The following is a 17,631-nucleotide window of genomic DNA, read 5'->3' on the forward strand; positions in this document are numbered from 1 at the left end:
GGTGTGTCAAGAAGGAACGCTCGCGACGGCCAACGTGCCCTCGCCCTCGAGGGAGATCGGCCCGTCGGCGTGCGGGACGAAGAGGGTCTGGCCCCGACGCATCTCGTGGCGCGCGTGCGCGCTGGTCACGGCGACCTCGCCATCCAGGCAAAGCGCCGTACGCGGCCCCTCGGCCGGCAGCCGGTCGCCGGGCTCGCGCGCGACGGTGAGCTCGAACTCCGCGACCGGAGGCCGGTAGACCAGCGTGTTGGTGGTGAGCGCCTGCGGCTCCCACAGCGGCGCCGGCATCGGCGTGAAGTTGGCGATGTGCAGCAGCTCGTCGACGTCGACATGCTTCGGGGTCAGGCCGGCCCGTACGACGTTGTCGGATGCCGCCATGATCTCGACGCCGAACCCCGAGCTGTAGGCGTGCACGACGCCGGCGTCGAGGAACATCGCCTCGCCAGGCGAGAGCACGACGTGGTTGAGCAGCAGGGTGACCAGGACGCCGGGATCCGCCGGGTATTTCTTCGCGAGCGACGCGGTCTGGGCGAAGAGCCGTGTGCTCTCGCGCTCGACGCTAGCCCGGTCGAGGTACATCCGGCCCGGCGTACGAAACTTCTGGTGGCCGACTGCCTCGGCCGCTGAGGCCGCGGCGGCGATCTCGCCGACCAGCTGTTGGAGTTCGTCTCCGTGCTGCTCGAGGATCTCGCTGACCACGGTGTGCAGCGCCTGGAACGGCGGTGCGGTCTCGAGCTCCTTGGCGACGCGGTCGGCCCAGGGGTGCTCGAGGAGGCGCAGGATGCGGACGGTCTTCTCGACGTCGCGGAAGCCGGCCATGCCCTCGAACCGGGTGATCGCCACGATCATCTCGGGCTTGTGGAAGCAGTCCTGGTAGCTGCGTTCGGTGGCACCGACGGGGATGCCGGCCTGGTTCTCGAGCTCGAAGCCCAGGGCGGCGCGCTGCGAGGTGGGGTGCACCTGGAGCGACAGCGGCTCGGCGGCGGCCAGCGCCTTCATGAGGTAGGGAAGCCGGGGGCCGAAGGTCTCACGCACCTGCTCGCCAAGCGCAGCGTCTTCGTGGTCGCGGATGTGGTCGTCGAGCCGCGTGCCGTTGTCCAGCACCGCGGGATCGCCTGGGTGGGCGCCGACCCACATCTCCGCCTGCGGGCGGCCGTCAGCAGGCGTGCCGAGGAAGCGGGGGATCAGGCTCGTCGATCCCCACGCGTAGTCACGCGTCACGCACGTCAGGTGCTCCACACATCGATCGTAGGACCGTCGGGCGCAGGGCCGCCGCGTTTGTGGGCGACTTGTTGACGACCTGTGGGGATGCCGTGCTTGCTGTTGCACGCGCGTAACTCTCAGATGTGGAAGGACTCACACTCCGCCTGCTTGCAAACTGCTAGCACCTGCAAGCACAGTGGGGGCATGGCAATGGGCAAGGTCGGCAACGCCGTCGAGACCCTCGGCGACTACCTCAAGGAGCAGCGCGTCAGCGCACAGCTCTCCTTGCGGCAGCTCGCCGAGCAGGCCGGCGTGTCCAACCCCTACCTGAGCCAGATCGAGCGCGGACTGCGCCGGCCATCCGCACAGGTCCTGCAGCAGCTCGCCAAGGCACTGCGCATCTCCGCCGAGCAGCTGTACGTGCGTGCGGGGATCGTCAGTCCCGAGGCGGGCGTCGGCGGCTCCGTCGAGCTCGCGATCCTCGGCGACTCCGCGCTCACCGAAAGACAGAAGCAGTCACTGCTCGACGTCTACACGTCGTTCCTCGCCCTCAACGGGACGACGACCCAACCGAAGGAGTAGCACCATGGCGAAGTTCGCCCTGCCCACCCTTGACCTGCCCGCCGAGGCCACCCGCCCGCTGTACGCCGCTGCCGGCGCCACCGATCTCGTCGTCGGCTACGTCCGCGACGCGTACGCCGACCTGCAGAAGCAGCTCGCCGACGTCCAGAAGGACGTGCAGACCCGCATCTCGTCCTTCGAGTTCGAGCCGAAGGCCCTGCGCGACCAGGCCGTCACCGTCCTGGCCACCCAGATCGACGCGCTGTCGAAGGACGCCAAGTCGAGCCGCGAGGCCATCGAGAAGCGCGTGGCCGAGCTCCAGGCCGAGGCCGCAGGCCTCCCGGCGACCGTGACGGCGACGTACGCCGACCTCGCCAAGCGAGGCGAGGTCCTGGTCGGCCGGATCCGCACCCAGGAGTCGACGAAGGCCACCGCCACTGCGGCCAAGACCACGACGGCCAAGGCCAAGACGACCCAGACGCAGGCCACCAAGGCCGCGAAGAAGACGTCGACGACGGCCAAGAAGTCGACGAAGTCGACCGCGAAGAAGGCCACCTCGACGGCGAAGAAGACCTCGACCGCGCCGAAGAGCAGCGCCAAGGCGACCACCACCGCGGCGAAGAAGACCGCGACGGCTGCTGCCGCCGCGACGACCGACGCCGCTGCCAAGGTCGGCGACTGATCGATCGCTCCACTGCGAAGGCCGGCGACCCTGGAGGTCGCCGGCCTTCGTGCGTGATGTGGTGTCGACGCAGGACTTCGTCCTTCCTCGACCATCGGTCCCCGTAGGCTGTGCCGCGTGATGACGGTCCTCAACCTCGAGTACGGCTTCATGACGATCGTGGCGCTCGTGCTGCTCGTCGTGAAGATCTTCGCGTTCGTGAACTCGCTGCTCTGGTCGTCCGAGTCCTACACGGCGGCCGGCAAGCTGACCAAGCCGGCGTGGACGATCATCCTCGGCCTGGGCGCCGTCGTGCAGTTCGTCTTCCCGGGTGTCATCAATCTCCTCAACCTGGCCTTCACGATCGCGGCGTTCGTCTACCTCGCGGACGTGCGGCCGGCGCTCGCGAGTCTCACCCGTCGGCGCTGAGGTACCGCTCCAGCGCCACCGTGGCGTCCTCCGGGACGAACCCGGTCGCCTCGATCTTGGCCAGGCTCATCGCGCTGTTGAGCGGGCGCGGTGAGGCCTCGGGCTTGTCGGCGAAGTACTCCGCGGTGGTCGTCGAGGCCACGTCGGCCTCGTCGCGACCAGAGAGCCGGAAGATCGTCCGAGTGATCTCGGCCCAGGACATCACCGGGCCGCCGTTGCTGAGGTTGTAGGTGCCGTGTGCGGCACCGGTGTCGACCAGGTGCCGGGTGGCACGCGAGAGCTCGGTCGTGAAGGTCAGCCGTCCGACCTGGTCGGACACCACGCTGGGGGAGACACCGTTGTCGGCGAGCCGCTTCATGGTGCGCACGAAGTTGTTGCCCTCACCGATCACCCAGGAGGTGCGGAGCAGGTAGTGCTTCGAGGAGGTCCCGACCGCGATGTCGCCGGCGGCCTTGGTCTGGGCGTAGACGCCCAGTGGGGACAGCGGCTCGTCCTCGGTGTGCTCGTCGGCGGTGCCGTCGAAGACGTACTCCGACGAGTAGTGGACCAGTGTGAAGCCGTGCTCGCGGGAGAGCCCCGCCAGGGTCGCGGGTGCGCCGGCGTTCGCCGCCCACGCCGTACGGCGCCCCTCGGGCGTCTCGGCCGCGTCGACGGCCGTGTAGGCCGCGGCGTTGAGCACGAGCGCGTACTCGTGCCACGGCCAGGCGGCGACAGCCTCGGCGTCGGTGACGTCCAGCTCGTCCAGATCGACCAGGTCCGAGCCCGGGAAGTCGACCTGCAGCGCGCGGCCGAGCTGGCCGCGGCAGCCGATGATCAGCGTCTTCTTCGGCTGCATCCGCTCCGCAGCGTCGAGCGACGGGTTGTTGAGGTCCTTCTCCGAGATCTCCGCCTCGTCGAGCGGGATCGGCCACGGGATGGCCGCGGTGGCGTCGGCCAGGTCGAGCGCCGGGTAGGGCGTCGCCGGGCGCCAGTGCTCGTTGACCAGGTAGGAGTAGGTGACGCCGTCCTCGAGCGTCTGGTAGCTGTTGCCGACGCCTCGTGGCACGAAGACCGCGGTGGCCGGGTCGAGCTCGACGGTGTAGACGGCGCCGAACGTGTCGCCCTCACGCATGTCGACCCAGGCGCCGAAGGCGCGGCCGTTGGCGACGGAGACGAACTTGTCCCACGGCTCGGTGTGGATGCCGCGCGTGGTGCCGCGCTTGGCGTTGAAGGACATGTTGTTCTGCACCGGGCCGAAGTCCGGAAGGCCGAGCGCGACCATCTTCTCGCGCTGCCAGTTCTCCTTGAACCAGCCGCGGGCGTCCTCGCGCAGGTCGAGCCGGAGGACGACCAGGCCGGGGATCGGGGTCGTCTCGAGGGCGGGGAGCGACATCACTGGCCCTTCGCGGCGTACGACGCCTCGACCGCGTCCTTGTGGGGGCGCCACCAGGCCTCGTTGGCGACGTACCAGTCGATCGTGGCCTGCAGGCCGGCGTCGAAGTCCTGGTACTGCGGCTGCCAGTCGAGCTGGTGGCGGAGCTTGCCGGACTCGATGGCGTAGCGGCGGTCGTGGCCGGCGCGGTCGCGAACGAACTCGATGTCGTCCGCGCTGCGGCCGAAGTGACGCAGGATCGCCTGCACGACCTCGAGGTTGTTCTTCTCGCCGTCGGCGCCGATCAGGTAGGTCTCGCCGATCTGGCCGCGCTCCAGGATCGCCAGCACGGCCGACGAGTGGTCCTCGGTGTGGATCCAGTCGCGGACGTTGAGTCCGTCGCCGTAAACCCGCGGCCGGCGGCCGTCGATGACTTCGGTGATCTGCCGGGGGATGAACTTCTCGATGTGCTGCCAGGGCCCGTAGTTGTTGGAGCAGTTGGAGATCGTGGCTCGGACGCCGAACGAGCGGACCCACGCCCGGACCAGGTGGTCGGAGCCTGCCTTCGAGGCGGAGTACGGCGAGGACGGGTTGTAGGGCGTGTCCTCGGTGAAGCGCTTGGGGTCGTCCAGCTCGAGGTCGCCGTACACCTCATCGGTCGAGACGTGGTGGAAGCGCTTGTCGTGCTTGCGGGCGGCCTCGAGCAGCGTGAAGCTGCCGACGATGTTGGTGCGGATGAACGGGCCGGGGTCCTCGAGGCTGTTGTCGTTGTGCGACTCCGCCGCGTAGTGCACGACCGCGTCGACGCCTGCGACCAGCGGCTCCACGACTTCGGGCTCGGCGATGTCGCCGACGACCAGCTCGACGCGGTCCGCGGGCAGCCCGTCGAGGGACTCCTGGGTCGCGGCGTACGTGAGCTTGTCCAGCACCGTCACGTGGGCGTCGGTGTTGGCCACGACGTGGTGGACGAAGTTGGAGCCGATGAAGCCGGCTCCGCCGGTCACGAGGATGCGATCCATGGCCACGATCCTAGGAGGCGCCGACCCGGCACATAGGATGCGGGCCATGCGAGGGATCATCCTGGCCGGTGGGACCGGCTCCCGGCTGCACCCGATCACCCTTGCGGTGAGCAAGCAGCTGATGCCGGTCTACGACAAGCCGATGATCTACTACCCGCTCTCGACGCTCATGCTCGCCGGCATCCGCGACGTCCTGGTCATCACGACGCCGCACGAGGCCGAGCAGTTCGTTCGGCTTCTGGGCGACGGCAGCCAGTTCGGCATCTCGATCACCTACGCGGTGCAGCCGAGCCCCGACGGCCTGGCCCAGGCGTTCGTGATCGGCGAGGAGCACATCCGCGGCGAGGTCGCGGGGCTGGTGCTCGGTGACAACCTGTTCTACGGGCCAGGACTGGGGACCCAGCTCGCCCGCTTCGGCGACCTGCGGGGCGCGGCGGTCTTCGGCTACCGGGTCGCCGACCCGACGGCGTACGGCGTCGTCGAGTTCGACGAGGAGGGGCGGGCGCTCTCCCTGGAGGAGAAGCCCGAGAAGCCGAAGAGCAACTACGCCGTGCCCGGCCTCTACTTCTACGACCAGACGGTCGCCGACCGCGCCAAGGTCCTGCAGCCCTCGGCGCGTGGCGAGCTCGAGATCACCGACCTGAACCGCACCTACCTGGACGAGGGGACGCTGCAGGTCGAGGTGCTGCCGCGCGGTGTCGCCTGGCTCGACACCGGGACGATCGACGACCTCAACGAGGCCGGCAACTACGTCCGGGCGATCGAGCACCGGCAGGGCTTCAAGATCGGCTGCCCCGAGGAGGTGGCCTGGCGCAACGGGTTCCTCACCGATGCCGAGCTCGCGAAACTGGCCGAGCCGCTCGTGAAGAGCGGCTATGGCGCCTACCTGCTCGGGTTGCTCGACGACTGAACGTCGAAGGGCCGGTCAGTAGGCGCCGCGCGACCCGAAGACGGCGCCCAGTGTGCGAGCAAGGATCGACAGGTCCTGGAGCATCGACCAGTTGTCGACGTAGTAGAGGTCGAGGCGGACCGCCTCGGCCCAGGAGAGGTCCGAGCGGCCGGAGACCTGCCACAGTCCGGTCATCCCGGGGCGGACCCGGAGGCGACGGAGCACGTCGGCCTCGTAGCTGGCTACCTCGCGAGGCAGGGGCGGACGGGGGCCGACCAGGCTCATCTCGCCGCGCCACACGTTGAAGAGCTGGGGCAGCTCGTCGATGGAGTAGCGGCGCAGCCACTTGCCGGGGCCGGTGATGCGCGGGTCGTCGGCCATCTTGAAGAGGCCGGCCTCGTGCCCGGTCTGGGCGTACAGCTCGGCGAGCCGGGCCTCGGCGTCGACGACCATGGTGCGGAACTTCAGGCAGCCGAACTGCTCGCCGTCGCGGCCGGTGCGGGTCTGCTTGAAGAAGACCGGGCCGCGGTCGGCGACCTTGACCCGCAGGGCGGCGTACGCCATCAGCGGGGCGAAGGCGACGATCAGGAGCGACGAGCCGACCACGTCGAAGAGCCGCTTGCCCCAGCGGGCCGCGTCGGTCGCACGCGGCGGGTCGATGTGCATCAGGGGCAGCCCGCCGACCGGGCGCACCTTGATGCGCTCGCCCGAGACGTCGGTGACGCTCGGGGCGACGACGACCTGCACGTCGGCCTTCTCGAGGTCCCAGACGATCCGGCGCAGCTGGCCGGCCGAGGTGAGCGCGCCGCCGGCGAAGAAGACGAGGTCGGCGTCGGACGCCGTGATCACCGAGGTCGCCTGCTCGCAGGCGCCGATGATCGGGATGCCGGAGGCCGTCTGCTCGCGCAGGTCGCTGGCGGGCACCAGGGCGCCGGAGACGTGGTAGCCGAGCCAGGACTCGCGGTGCAGCACGGCGGCGATCTCGTCGACGTGGCTGGGGGACCCGGCGATCAGGACGCGGTACTGCAGCTTGCCCTGCCGCCGCGCCCGGTGGACGGCCTGGCGCAGCACCCAGCGGCCGACGAGCAGTGCCGGGATGCCCAGGCCGAAGGCGAGCAGGAAGAAGCCGCGCGAGAGCTGGAACTTGGCGAGGTAGCAGCCGACCCCGAGCAGGCCGGCGGTCACGATGCTGGCGTTGAAGACCCGCTTGTACTCATCCGTGCCGGCGCCGAAGACGTCGTCGCGGTAGCCGCCGAAGGTCGCGATCACCAGCAGCCAGGCGAGCAGGATCAGGGGGCCGACGACCTGGGCGGCGTCCGTGACGTCCGCCGAGCTGTCGAAGAAGTCGAGGCGCTGGCGGCCGAGGACGGCGAGCACGAAGACGCCGGTCATGATCGCCAGGTCGAGGATCAGGGCGGAGACCGGCAGGTAGCGGAGTGCGCGACTAGGAGGTCCGAGTGTCCTCGTCCTCTTGACCGAAAGAAGCGTCATACCAGTCCCCATGCCGTACCCCGAGTCGAGTGGTGTCGCACCCGGAGCCCCCCGTGATCCACCAGGCTGAACTCTGCCTGATGGAGCGCTCATGCGCAGCCGATTGACCAAACGGTAGGACGCGTTTGTTACGTCCGAAGCAAGGACGTGCGTCCGTGGGATTTCTGACGCGCATCTCCCGGATGACTTGGCTGGTTCGGAGTGGTTTATGGGGTCGTGATGGTGGTCACAATGCGTGCATGACCCTCGTGCTGGTGGTCCTTCTCGGGGCCGCGCTGTGGTTCCTGGCCCCCCTGCCGTTCGCGGTCGCCGTCGGACGATCGTTCCGGGCGAGCGAGGACGAGGCGGCGGTCCAGGAGATCGTCCGCGACTACGACGCCTCGAGCGTGTGATCCTCGACCCCGACGCTGTGCTCGAAGAGCGGCCAGGCGCGGGAGTCCTCCGGGTGCAGGTCCATCGACGCGCACCACTCCTCGAACGGGGTGGACAGCGACTCCGCGTCGCCACTGCCGGCTGAGAACACCAGGATCATGCTTGTGTCATCGGCGTCTCGCCGGCGCACTTGAGCCTTCGCCTATCAGGAACTCTTTGCAACCGATCGGTTGACAGCGGCCAGAGGCCGTGCGACGGTTGTTCAACTTGTTGGTTGAGCACGCAGGAGGCGTCGTGACGGACCAGCTCTCCCGGGCGTTCCAGGCCCTGGCCGACCCGACGCGACGCGATCTCGTCGCGCGGCTGGCGGCCGACGGCGACGCCAGCGTGGGCGACCTCGCTGCGCCGTACGACGTGACCGTGCAGGCCGTCTCCAAGCACCTCAAGGTGCTCGAGGAGGCGGGACTGGTGAGCCGCAGCCGGGACGCGCAGCGCCGGCCGGTGCACCTCGAGGCGGAGGTGCTGGACCTGATGACGAAGTGGATCGAGCGCTACCGGCAGCAGGCGGAGGAGCGGTTCGGCCGCCTCGACGCCGTGCTGGCCGCGATGGACGAGGACGAGACCGAGAGCGACGAGGGAGCAGCATCATGAGGACGCAGAACCAGACACAGATCGAGGCGGTGCCGGACCTGCCGGCGGTCCGCCTGGTCCGAGAGTTCGAGGCACCGCCGGAGCGGGTGTTCCGGGCCTACGTGGAGCCGGAGCTCTTCGCGCAGTGGTGCGGGCCGCGCAGCATCGACACCCGCATCGACGTGTGGGACGCCCGCAGCGGCGGCGAGTGGCGCTACACCGCCAGCCGCGCCAGCGACGACTTCGAGATGGCCTTCTGGGGCTCCTTCCACGAGGTCCGGCCCGCGGAGCGGATCGTGCAGACCTGGGCCTTCGAGGGTGCGCCCGACGGCGTCAGCCTCGAGACCGTGACCTTCGAGGCGCTGGACGGAGGGCGCTGCCGCGTGGTCGCCCGGTCGCTCGTCGAGTCGATGGAGGTGCGCGACCAGATGCTGCGCAGCGGGATGGAGACCGGGGTGCGCGAGGGCTTCGAGAAGCTCGACGAGCTGCTGGAGGAGGGCCGGTGACGACCCCGGCCGAGCACCACCGCGAGGTCGCGAGCGGGTTCGCCCGCCGCGTCGACGGCGCCACCGACTGGGACGCCCCGGCGCCCGTGGACGGGTGGACGGCGCGCGACGTGGTCGGGCACCTCGTCGAGTGGTTCCCCGCCTTCCTGGAGGGCGGCACCGGTATCCGGCTCGAGCCGGGTCCCACCGTCGCCGACGACCCGGTCGGCGCGTGGCACGCCCACGCGGCCGCCGTGCAGCAGCTGCTCGACGACCCGGCGTACGCCGACCGCGTGCTCAGCAACCCGCACATCGGCGACGTCCCGCTGCCCGAGGCGATCGAGCGCTTCTACACGGCCGACGTCTTCATGCACACGTGGGACCTGGCGCGGGCGACCGGCCAGGACGAGACCCTCGACGCCGCGACCTGCGCGGAGATGCTGGCGGGCATGGAGCCCATGGACGAGATGCTGCGCGCCAGCGGGCAGTACGGCCCGCGGGTGCCCGTGCCGGACGACGCCGACGCGCAGACGAGGCTGATCGCCTTCATCGGTCGCGACCCCGGATGGAGCGCGCCGTAGGGTTGGCGGCATGAAGATCCTGGTGACCGGCGGCGCCGGCTATATCGGCTCCACGACCGCGAAGGCGCTCGAGGAGGCCGGTCACACGCCGGTCATCCTCGACTCGCTGTTGACCGGTCCCAAGGCGTTCGTGCGCGACCGGATCTTCTACGAGGGCGACATCGGCGACCGGCAGCTGGTCCGGCGCATCGTCGACGAGCACCCCGACCTGGACGCCACCATCCACATGGCGGCGCGGATCGTGGTCCCGGAGTCGGTCGAGAAGCCCTACCTCTACTACAAGGACAACGTCGCGAAGTCGCTCGAGCTCTTCGACGAGCTCAACGCGGTGGGCAAGCCGCGGGTGCTCTTCTCCTCCTCGGCCTCGCTCTATGCCACCAAGGACGACTTCGAGGTCACCGAGCAGGACCCGCTCGCGCCCCAGTCGCCGTACGCGCGGACCAAGGGGATGATGGAGCAGGTCCTCATCGACATGGCGGCCGCCACCGACCTGCGCGCGATCATCCTGCGCTACTTCAACCCGATCGGCTCCGACCCCGACCTCGAGTCCGGCATCTACGCCAAGGAGCCCTCGCACGTGCTCGGCCAGCTCGTGATGGCCGCGCGCGGCCAGAAGGACTCCTTCACGATCACCGGCACCGACCTGCCGACCCGCGACGGCACCGGCATCCGTGACTACATCCACGTCTGGGACCTGGCCAAGGCGCACGTCCGCGCGATCGAGCGGTTCGACGACGTGATCGCGAAGGTCGGCGAGCCCAGCGTGGTGATCAACGTCGGCACCGGCTCGGGGGTGACCGTGCGCGAGCTCGTCAGCGCGTTCGAGGGGGTCTTCGGGCACGAGGTGCCGGTCACCGAGGCGGCGCCGCGCCCGGGCGACGCCGTCGGTGCCTTCGCGAACGTCGACCGGGCCGCCGACCTCCTCGACTGGCGCACCGAGCTCTCCCTCGACCAGGCGATCGAGTCGGCCCTGGCCTGGGGCGAGAAGCGCCACGAGATCCTGGGCTACGAGTGAGGGTCCTGGTCGCCGGCCTGGCGCTGGGTCTGACGCTGGGCACGGGGTCGTTGGCGGGCGCCCCGGCGTACGCCGACCGCTCCGACGTGCTCGCCCGGACGCCGGCCCAGCCGCTCGCCGGCCGGTTGGTCGTGCTCGACCCCGGTCACCAGCTCGGCAACCAGAACTTCCCGCGTCAGGTCGGCCGGCCGGTGCCCGACGGCCGGGGTGGCCGCAAGCCGTGCAACACGACCGGTACGGCGACGAACGCCGGCCTGCCGGAGGCGACGTTCGTGTGGCGCGTCGCCCGGCTGGTCCAAGCCCGCCTGGAGCGCCTCGGCGCCACGGTCGAGCTGACCCGGAGCAGCAACAGCCTCGACGAGTGGGGCCCGTGCGTCGACGCGCGTGGCCGGGCCGGCAACCGGGCGAAGGCCGACCTCGAGCTCAGCATCCACGCCGACGGGAGCCTGAAGCGTGGCGCCCGCGGCTTCCACGTGATCGCGGCGCCCGATCGCGGCCGCGCCTCGGTGCGGCTGGCGCGGGAGACCCGGGACGTCCTCGAGCACCGGGGACTCCGGGCCGCGAACTACATCGCAGGCGGCGACGGGCTCGACCTGCGCACCGACCTCGCGACGCTGAACCTCTCGCGCGTCCCCACGGCGATGGTCGAGCTCGGCAACATGCGTGACCGCGTCGACGCCCGGCGGATGACGACCGGCGCCGGGCGCGCGGCGTACGCGACCGCGCTCACCCGCGCGGTGCTGCGCTACCTGGGCTGAGGATCCTTCGCGGCGATGCCGTGCAGCACCATCGACACCACGTGGCCGGCCCGGGTCTCGATGTCGTGGTCGTCGTCGTCGCGCCGCTCCAGGCGGTAGGACAGCGAGTTGACCATCGCCGCCCCGTAGATCGCCTCGGTGAGCGCGCCGGAGGGGAAGCCCTCGATCATCTCGCCGCGCTCCACCGCTCGCAGGCAGATCTGCTCGACCTGGCGGCCGTGGACCTCGGTGACCGCGTCGGCGAAGTCACCGAGCCGCTCGGGGGAGCTGGCGCAGTCGAAGGTGACCCGCAGCGACGCCCAGCCGACGGTGCCGTGGAAGTAGCGCAGCATGTTGACCGCGAGCTGGTGCAGGTCCTCCGCGAACGAGCCGGTGTCGACCGCGGTCAGCCCCATCCCGTTGTTGGTGACGGCAGCGGTCAGCAGCGCGTCCTTGTCGGGCCAGCGCAGGTAGACGGTCGACTTGCCGACGCCGGCGCGGCGGGCGACGGCGTCCATCGTGAAACCGGACCAGCCGCGCGTGCCGTACTCGTCCAACGCTGCCCTCAGGATCTTGTCCTCGGCCCCGGGCGTGCGTGGTCGACCACGCCCCCGCCGTGGCTCCTCCCCCGGAGTCATGGGGCTGATTGAAACATCAGACACCTGGTGTCGGATATGGCCCGAGTCGGCTACTCGCCGGTCTGGGGTGGACTAGGAGGGAGTATTACCCGAGTCCGCCGATGATGACCTCGATGACGTCCGCAACCCGGGCGTCGACCATCTCGTCCGTGATCGGGTCGTGGTCGAGACGGCGGCCGAGGGTGAAGAAGAGTCCCGCTCCGTAGATCAGGTCGGTGATCGCGAGCGGGTCGACCGACGCAGTCAGCTCGCCGCGCTCCCGGGCGCGCCGGAAGATGCCGCCGATCACCTCGCGGTGCACCCCGCTGATCTCGCGGGTGAACTGCCCGAGCGGCTGGCTCGCGCTGGCGCTGTCGACGACCATCCGGAAGCCGGCCCAGCCCTCGGGGTCCGCGAACTCGTGGAAGACGCCGGTCGCGAGGCCGGTGAGGTCGCCGCGCAGCGAGCCGGTGTCGACCTCGACGACCGTGCGGCTGCGCAGGCGTACGGCGTCGGTCAGCAGCGCGTCCTTGTCGGGCCAGCGCAGGTAGAGCGTCGACTTCCCGAACCCGGCACGTCGCGCGACGCCGTCCATCGTGAACCCGGCCCACCCGTGCTCCGTGTACTCCTCCAGCGCGGCGTGCAGGATCTTCTGCTCCGCGCCGGGAGAGCGCGGCCGTCCCCGGCCGCGCTTCGGTACCTCGTCCCCCGACGTCATGCTTGATTGAACATCAGACATCCGGTGTCTGTTATGACTTCGAAGGTCAAATTTGGGCCGGGGTGGGTCGGCGACGCTCACCGTCTAGGCTCGATCGCGTGCCTGACACCCCTCCGTCGTACTCCGTCGACGGCTGGTCGGGGCGGCACACGCACCACTGGGACGACTGGAGCCTCACCGCGCTGACCGCCGCCAAGGGCGAGCGGACCGTCAGTCTCGTCGTGCCCGCCCGCAACGAGGCCGCGACCGTCGGCGACGTCGTCGCGAAGGTCCGCTCGGCGCTCGTGGACACGGTCGCCCTGGTCGACGAGGTCGTCGTGATCGACTCCGACTCGACCGACGACACGTACGCCGTCGCGACCGACGCGGGCGCGACCGTGCACCGCTCCGCCGAGATCCGTCCCGACCTCGGCACCCGCCCCGGCAAGGGCGAGGCGATGTGGAAGTCGATGTTCGTCACCTCCGGCGAGCTGATCGTCTTCATGGACGCCGACCTCGTCGACTGGGACACCCACTTCGTGCCCGGCCTGCTCGGGCCGCTGCTCACCGACCCGGGGGTCGAGCTGGTCAAGGGCTTCTACGAGCGGCCGATGGTCGTCGACGGCGCGACGGTGCCGTTCGAGGGCGGCCGGGTCACCGAGCTGGTCGCGCGGCCGCTGATCGGGCTGCTCTTCCCGGAGCTGGCGGGGCTGCACCAGCCGCTGGCGGGGGAGTGGGCCGTGCGCCGCTCGCTCTTCGAGAGCCTGTCGGTGCCCCACGAGTACGCCGTCGAGCTGGCCGCGTTGGTCGACACCCAACGCACCCGCGGGCTCGACGCGATCGCGCAGGTCGACCTCGGCGTACGCGCCCACCGGCACCAGTCGCTCAGCGACCTGACCGGGATGGCGACGCAGATCCTGGCCGCGGCCCTGGCCCGCGCGGGGGCCGGTCCGCAGGTCGACGAGCGGGCACCGGCGAGAGGATTCCGATGACCCTCCGCCTCGGACGACACGCGTTCGCGGACGACGCCACGCTGATGATGGCGATCGTCAACCGCACCCCCGACTCCTTCTACGACCAGGGCGCGACGTGGGCGGAGGAGCGCGCGCTCGAGCGCGTCGCGCTGGTCGTCGAGCAGGGCGCCGAGATCGTCGACATCGGCGGCATCAAGGCCGCTCCCGGGGTCGAGATCTCGGCCGCCGAGGAGATGGAGCGGGTCGTGGAGTTCGTGGCCCGGGTGCGGGCGGCGTACCCCGACCTGGTGATCTCGGTCGACACCTGGCGGGCCTCGGTCGCCGCCGCCGTCTGCGCCGCCGGGGCCGACGTCATCAACGACGCGTGGGGCGGCGCCGACCCGGAGCTCGTGGACGCCGCGGCGGAGGGTGGCGCGGCGGTCATCTGCACGCACACCGGTGGCGTGACGCCCCGGACGCGGCCCTACCGGATCGAGTACGACGACGTCGTGGCCGCGGCGATCGCCGACACCGTCGCCTACGCCGAGCGTGCGATCGCCGCCGGCGTCGCGAAGGAGTCGGTCGTCATCGACCCGGCCCACGACTTCGGCAAGAACACCTTCCACTCGCTGGAGCTCACGCGCCGGCTCGGCGAGATGGTCGACACCGGCTATCCCGTGCTGGTGTCGCTGTCCAACAAGGACTTCGTCGGCGAGACGCTCGACCTGCCCGTGGGGTCGCGACTCGTGGGGACGCTGGCGGCGACGGCGGTCTGCGCGCTCGCCTGCGCCCGCATCTACCGGGTCCACGAGGTCGTCGAGACCCGGCAGGTCGTCGACATGGTGTCGTCGATCGCGGGCCGCCGCCCGCCGCGCCGCGCGATCCGGGGGCTCCAGTGACCCGGGCCGTGCTCGTGCCGGGCGTGCTCGCGCTGCTCCCGGAGTACGCCGGCCTGGAGGACCCCGTCGCCGACCTGCGTGCCGCCTGCCTGGAGGCAGTGCGCTGGCTGGGTCCGGACCCGACGATCCTGGCCGACGAGCAGGGCGCGCGAGTCGGGAGGTCGCTCCTCCGGGCAGCTGGTTTCGAGACAGGACTTCGTCCTTCCTCGACCACCGCGGGTCTCCTCGTCGTGGGCAACGGCTCCGCGCGGCGTACCGAGAAGGCCCCCGGCCACCTCGACGAGCGCGCCCACGGCTTCGACGACGACCTCCGGGCGGCGCTGGCGTCGAGTGACGCGACGTGGCCGGACCTCACGCTCGGCGACAGCCTCTGGGCGTCGCTCGACGGGATCGGGCGGCTGCGCGAGATCCGCCCGCCCGGGGTCACGGCCACGATCGACTACGACGACGACCCGTTCGGGGTGCAGTACTGGGTCATGAGGTGGCAGTGGTGAGGGTGCTGGTCGGGCCGGACACCGACGACCTGGGCGAGCTCTACGCGCCGCTGCGTACGCCGTGGCTCCGGGTCAACATGGTCAGCACGGTCGACGGCGCCGCGACCGGCGAGTCCGGCACGAGCGGGTCGATCAACAACGCCGCGGACAAGGAGGTCTTCGACCACCTCCGCGCGACCTGCGACGTGATCGTGGTGGGAGCGGCCACGGCGCGCGCGGAGGGCTACGGCCCGGCCGAGCGCCCGATCGTGGTGGTCAGCCGGCGCGACCAGGTGCCCGAAGGACTCCGCGACGCACCGGCTGGCTCGGTGGTGGTGCGGCCGCTGGGTGATTCGGTCGACTTCCGGGCCTGGCTCCTCGAGCAGGGCTGGTCGACCGTGCTCTGCGAGGGCGGGCCCACGCTCCTGGGCCACCTTCTCACGGCGGGCGTCGTCGACGAGCTGTGCACGACCTTCGTGCCGCGGGCGGTCGGTGGCGACCACGGCCGGATCTCGGTCGGCCCGCCCGTCGACGTGCCCCTCACCCTGCACACGCTGCTCGAGCAGGACGGGACGCTGCTGGCGCGCTGGCTGGTCTGAATACCTCGTTTTGGTGACGACAGCCCGCCGAGGCGTTCCTACGGTCAAGGCATGTCACGCCGTCAGGCCACCGCCGAGCAGCTCGTGTGGCGAGTGCTCGTCGGCCTCACGCTGCTCGTCGCCCTGTGGCTGCTGCTCCTCGCCTCACCCGGCATCGTCTGACGCCGCGAGGTCCGCGTGCTCCTCGCGCAGCTGGCGCTTGAGGATCTTGCCGGACGGGTTCTTCGGCAGCGCGTCGACGACGACGACGTACTTGGGCGTCTTGAAGCCCGCCAGCACCGAGCGGGTGTGCTCGACGACCGCCTCGGGGGTGAGCGTCGCGCCCTGCTGGGGTACGACGACCGCGGCCACCGCCTCGACCCAGCGCGGGTGGTCGACGCCGAAGACGGCGACCTCGGCGACCCCCTCGAGCTGGTAGATCGCCTCCTCCACCTCGCGGCTGGCGACGTTCTCCCCGCCGCTCTTGATCATGTCCTTCTTGCGGTCCACGACGTACAGGCGGCCGCCCTCGTCGAGGTAGCCGAGGTCTCCGGAGTGGAACCAGCCGCCGCGGAACGCCTCCGCCGTCTTCTCGGGGTCGAGGTAGTAGCCCAGGGTGGCGTGCGGTGAGCGGTGCACGATCTCCCCGACGGTCCCGGCCGGCACGGTCTCGTCGCGGTCGTCGACGATCCGGGTCTCCACGTTGAGCGCCGCCCGGCCCGCCGAGCCGGGGAACTCGAGCTGCTCCTCCGGGCCGAGGATCGTGGCGAGCGGCGCCATCTCCGTCTGGCCGTAGAAGTTCCAGAGGTCGACGTCCGGCAGTCGGCGACGCATCTCCTCCAGGACCGCGACCGGCATCGGCGACGCGCCGTAGTAGCCCTTGCGCAGCGACGACAGGTCCGCCGCCTCGAAGTCCGGGTGGCGCAGCAGCGCGATCCAGATCGTGGGCGGCGCGAAGAACTTGGTGACCCGGTGCTGCTCGATCGCGCGCAGGATCGCGCCCGGCTCCGGCGCCGGCAGGATGATGCTGGTCGCACCGAGGTAGACGTCGACGCCGAGGAAGCAGTCCAGCTGGGCGCAGTGGTAGAGCGGCATCGTGTGCAGCTCGACGTCGTCGGCGCTCATCTGCCCGTCGATCACGCACGAGACGTACTGCCACATCAGCGACCGGCTGCTCAGCAGGGCGCCCTTCGGCCGCGACTCGGTGCCCGAGGTGAACATCATCCGCACCGGGTCGTCGTCCTCGACGAGCACCAGCTGCGGGGTGCCGTCGTGGTCGAGCCAGTCCTGGAGGTCCTGCCAGCCGTCGGGGACGTCGGCGCCGCCGAGGCGGACGACGGCGCGCATCGACACGCTCCCGGTCGTCGCGGTCGCGAGCGCCTGCTCGGCGACCGGCAGCAGCGCGTCCTCGACCACGAACGCCGCCGCGCCGCTGTGGTCGAGGATGAAGGCGATCTCGTCGGCGCCGAGCATGAAGTTGATCGGCACCAGGACGACCCCGGCGCGGGCGCAGGCGAAGTTCAGCACGACGTACTGCCAGCTGTTGTGGCACAGCAGCGCGAGCCGGTCGCCGGCCGCGAGTCCGTGGGCGTGGAGGGCGGCCGCCGTACGGTCCACGACGGCGTCGAGCTCGGCGAACGTCAGGCTCGCCCCGCCGTCCAGCACGGCGAGCTTGTCGGGGCTGCGCCGCGCCGTACGACGGGGCAGGTCGCCGAGGGTCTGCTGCCGGGCGCTCTGGACCAGGGGTGAGGGAGCCATGCCAGCAACGTAGCGCGACCGGCCGCCGCGGCCGCCGCTTCGTATACGATATCGCGACGCGAGGCGTCCGATATGTTTACCGACCCGAAACGAGCGGCAACGTCGGCGACACCGTCCGTCCCTAGATTGACGCCGTCAAGCCGGACTCGGACCGGCGCGTCTGACCGCCTCGCTGGCACGCGGCGGCGCCGTGGACATCTTCTGTCCTTCGCTGTGCGTCGACCAGCCCGGC

At 70.7% G+C, this 17,631-nt stretch carries 22 protein-coding genes; 14 read left to right on the plus strand and 8 right to left on the minus strand.

Annotated features, from left to right (window positions below):
* Positions 1–6 precede the first annotated feature (6 nt).
* Entirely contained in the window at positions 7–1,239 is a 1,233-nt protein-coding gene (gene manA, locus ASC77_RS09450) for a mannose-6-phosphate isomerase, class I (RefSeq protein WP_056151376.1), read from the minus strand.
* A 168-nt stretch (positions 1,240–1,407) separates the two neighbouring features.
* On the opposite strand from manA, the gene ASC77_RS09455 reads away from it, so the two are divergent.
* The 3 genes from ASC77_RS09455 (at position 1,408) to ASC77_RS09465 (ending at position 2,854) form a co-directional block, all read left to right on the plus strand.
* On the plus strand, positions 1,408–1,785 hold the full coding sequence (locus ASC77_RS09455; RefSeq protein WP_056151378.1) for a helix-turn-helix domain-containing protein: 378 nt from the start codon (positions 1,408–1,410) through the stop codon (positions 1,783–1,785).
* Positions 1,786–1,789: 4 nt separating this feature from the next.
* On the plus strand, positions 1,790–2,446 hold the full coding sequence (locus ASC77_RS09460; protein WP_056151379.1) for a hypothetical protein: 657 nt from the start codon (positions 1,790–1,792) through the stop codon (positions 2,444–2,446).
* Between the two features lie 120 nt (positions 2,447–2,566).
* Complete coding sequence (locus tag ASC77_RS09465) at positions 2,567–2,854, plus strand: DUF2516 family protein (protein ID WP_056151381.1); 288 nt, start codon at positions 2,567–2,569, stop codon at positions 2,852–2,854.
* Here ASC77_RS09465 and ASC77_RS09470 read toward each other — a convergent pair.
* Together ASC77_RS09470 and rfbB are read right to left on the minus strand one after the other, a co-directional pair.
* Positions 2,838–4,226: a sugar nucleotide-binding protein gene (locus tag ASC77_RS09470; RefSeq protein ID WP_056153930.1), complete on the minus strand. Its 1,389-nt coding sequence runs from the start codon at positions 4,224–4,226 to the stop codon at positions 2,838–2,840. The two genes, ASC77_RS09465 and ASC77_RS09470, sit on opposite strands and share 17 nt — an antisense overlap.
* Positions 4,226–5,224: a dTDP-glucose 4,6-dehydratase gene (gene rfbB / locus ASC77_RS09475; protein WP_056151383.1), complete on the minus strand. Its 999-nt coding sequence runs from the start codon at positions 5,222–5,224 to the stop codon at positions 4,226–4,228. Before rfbB ends, ASC77_RS09470 begins: the two co-directional genes overlap by 1 nt.
* Before the next feature lie 46 nt (positions 5,225–5,270).
* On the opposite strand from rfbB, the gene rfbA reads away from it, so the two are divergent.
* Positions 5,271–6,134, plus strand: coding sequence for a glucose-1-phosphate thymidylyltransferase RfbA (gene rfbA, locus ASC77_RS09480; RefSeq protein ID WP_056151385.1), 864 nt, complete (start codon positions 5,271–5,273; stop codon positions 6,132–6,134).
* 15 nt (positions 6,135–6,149) lie between these two features.
* Here the strand turns inward: rfbA and ASC77_RS09485 are convergent, their stop codons facing one another.
* Positions 6,150–7,604, minus strand: a complete 1,455-nt coding sequence (locus ASC77_RS09485) for a sugar transferase (protein WP_162249813.1) — start codon at positions 7,602–7,604, stop codon at positions 6,150–6,152.
* 239 nt (positions 7,605–7,843) lie between these two features.
* Here ASC77_RS09485 and ASC77_RS26565 point away from each other — a divergent pair, with 239 nt between their 5' ends.
* Entirely contained in the window at positions 7,844–7,996 is a 153-nt protein-coding gene (locus tag ASC77_RS26565) for a hypothetical protein (protein WP_156391016.1), read from the plus strand.
* Here ASC77_RS26565 and ASC77_RS26570 read toward each other — a convergent pair.
* A complete protein-coding gene (locus ASC77_RS26570; protein ID WP_156391017.1) occupies positions 7,975–8,136 on the minus strand; it encodes a hypothetical protein in 162 nt (53 codons plus the stop codon). The genes ASC77_RS26565 and ASC77_RS26570 overlap by 22 nt on opposite strands.
* A gap of 134 nt (positions 8,137–8,270) precedes the next feature.
* Here ASC77_RS26570 and ASC77_RS09490 point away from each other — a divergent pair, with 134 nt between their 5' ends.
* From ASC77_RS09490 to ASC77_RS09510, 5 genes are read left to right on the plus strand one after another with little or no spacing between them, the layout of a single operon-like run.
* Positions 8,271–8,627 carry an ArsR/SmtB family transcription factor gene (locus ASC77_RS09490; protein ID WP_056151389.1) on the plus strand — a complete coding sequence of 119 codons (357 nt, stop codon included), beginning with the start codon at positions 8,271–8,273 and terminating at the stop codon, positions 8,625–8,627.
* Positions 8,624–9,112 carry an SRPBCC family protein gene (locus tag ASC77_RS27180; protein ID WP_056151391.1) on the plus strand — a complete coding sequence of 163 codons (489 nt, stop codon included), beginning with the start codon at positions 8,624–8,626 and terminating at the stop codon, positions 9,110–9,112. The genes ASC77_RS09490 and ASC77_RS27180 overlap by 4 nt, the downstream gene beginning before the upstream one ends.
* Positions 9,109–9,672 carry a TIGR03086 family metal-binding protein gene (locus ASC77_RS27185; protein ID WP_056151395.1) on the plus strand — a complete coding sequence of 188 codons (564 nt, stop codon included), beginning with the start codon at positions 9,109–9,111 and terminating at the stop codon, positions 9,670–9,672. The genes ASC77_RS27180 and ASC77_RS27185 overlap by 4 nt, the downstream gene beginning before the upstream one ends.
* Before the next feature lie 10 nt (positions 9,673–9,682).
* Positions 9,683–10,687, plus strand: a complete 1,005-nt coding sequence (gene galE, locus ASC77_RS09505) for a UDP-glucose 4-epimerase GalE (RefSeq protein WP_056151397.1) — start codon at positions 9,683–9,685, stop codon at positions 10,685–10,687.
* Entirely contained in the window at positions 10,684–11,445 is a 762-nt protein-coding gene (locus tag ASC77_RS09510) for an N-acetylmuramoyl-L-alanine amidase (protein WP_082574611.1), read from the plus strand. Before galE ends, ASC77_RS09510 begins: the two co-directional genes overlap by 4 nt.
* Here ASC77_RS09510 and ASC77_RS09515 read toward each other — a convergent pair.
* Both ASC77_RS09515 and ASC77_RS09520 read right to left on the minus strand, forming a co-directional pair.
* On the minus strand, positions 11,433–12,062 hold the full coding sequence (locus tag ASC77_RS09515; protein WP_082574612.1) for a TetR/AcrR family transcriptional regulator: 630 nt from the start codon (positions 12,060–12,062) through the stop codon (positions 11,433–11,435). The genes ASC77_RS09510 and ASC77_RS09515 overlap by 13 nt on opposite strands.
* A gap of 85 nt (positions 12,063–12,147) precedes the next feature.
* Complete coding sequence (locus ASC77_RS09520) at positions 12,148–12,759, minus strand: TetR/AcrR family transcriptional regulator (protein WP_056151401.1); 612 nt, start codon at positions 12,757–12,759, stop codon at positions 12,148–12,150.
* Positions 12,760–12,857: 98 nt separating this feature from the next.
* Here ASC77_RS09520 and ASC77_RS09525 point away from each other — a divergent pair, with 98 nt between their 5' ends.
* Genes ASC77_RS09525 through ASC77_RS09540 form a run of 4 tightly spaced genes read left to right on the plus strand, consistent with a single transcriptional unit; the run spans position 12,858 to position 15,662 of the window.
* Positions 12,858–13,730, plus strand: coding sequence for a glucosyl-3-phosphoglycerate synthase (locus ASC77_RS09525; protein ID WP_056151404.1), 873 nt, complete (start codon positions 12,858–12,860; stop codon positions 13,728–13,730).
* Complete coding sequence (gene folP / locus ASC77_RS09530; RefSeq protein WP_056151405.1) at positions 13,727–14,590, plus strand: dihydropteroate synthase; 864 nt, start codon at positions 13,727–13,729, stop codon at positions 14,588–14,590. Before ASC77_RS09525 ends, folP begins: the two co-directional genes overlap by 4 nt.
* Complete coding sequence (locus ASC77_RS09535; protein ID WP_056151407.1) at positions 14,587–15,084, plus strand: hypothetical protein; 498 nt, start codon at positions 14,587–14,589, stop codon at positions 15,082–15,084. The genes folP and ASC77_RS09535 overlap by 4 nt, the downstream gene beginning before the upstream one ends.
* On the plus strand, positions 15,081–15,662 hold the full coding sequence (locus ASC77_RS09540) for a dihydrofolate reductase family protein (protein WP_056153936.1): 582 nt from the start codon (positions 15,081–15,083) through the stop codon (positions 15,660–15,662). The genes ASC77_RS09535 and ASC77_RS09540 overlap by 4 nt, the downstream gene beginning before the upstream one ends.
* Positions 15,663–15,806: 144 nt before the next feature.
* Here the strand turns inward: ASC77_RS09540 and ASC77_RS09545 are convergent, their stop codons facing one another.
* Complete coding sequence (locus ASC77_RS09545) at positions 15,807–17,399, minus strand: fatty acyl-CoA synthetase (RefSeq protein ID WP_056151409.1); 1,593 nt, start codon at positions 17,397–17,399, stop codon at positions 15,807–15,809.
* Positions 17,400–17,631: the final 232 nt, after the last annotated feature.

The organism is Nocardioides sp. Root1257 (assembly GCF_001425175.1).
Classification (GTDB): Bacteria; Actinomycetota; Actinomycetes; order Propionibacteriales; family Nocardioidaceae; genus Nocardioides.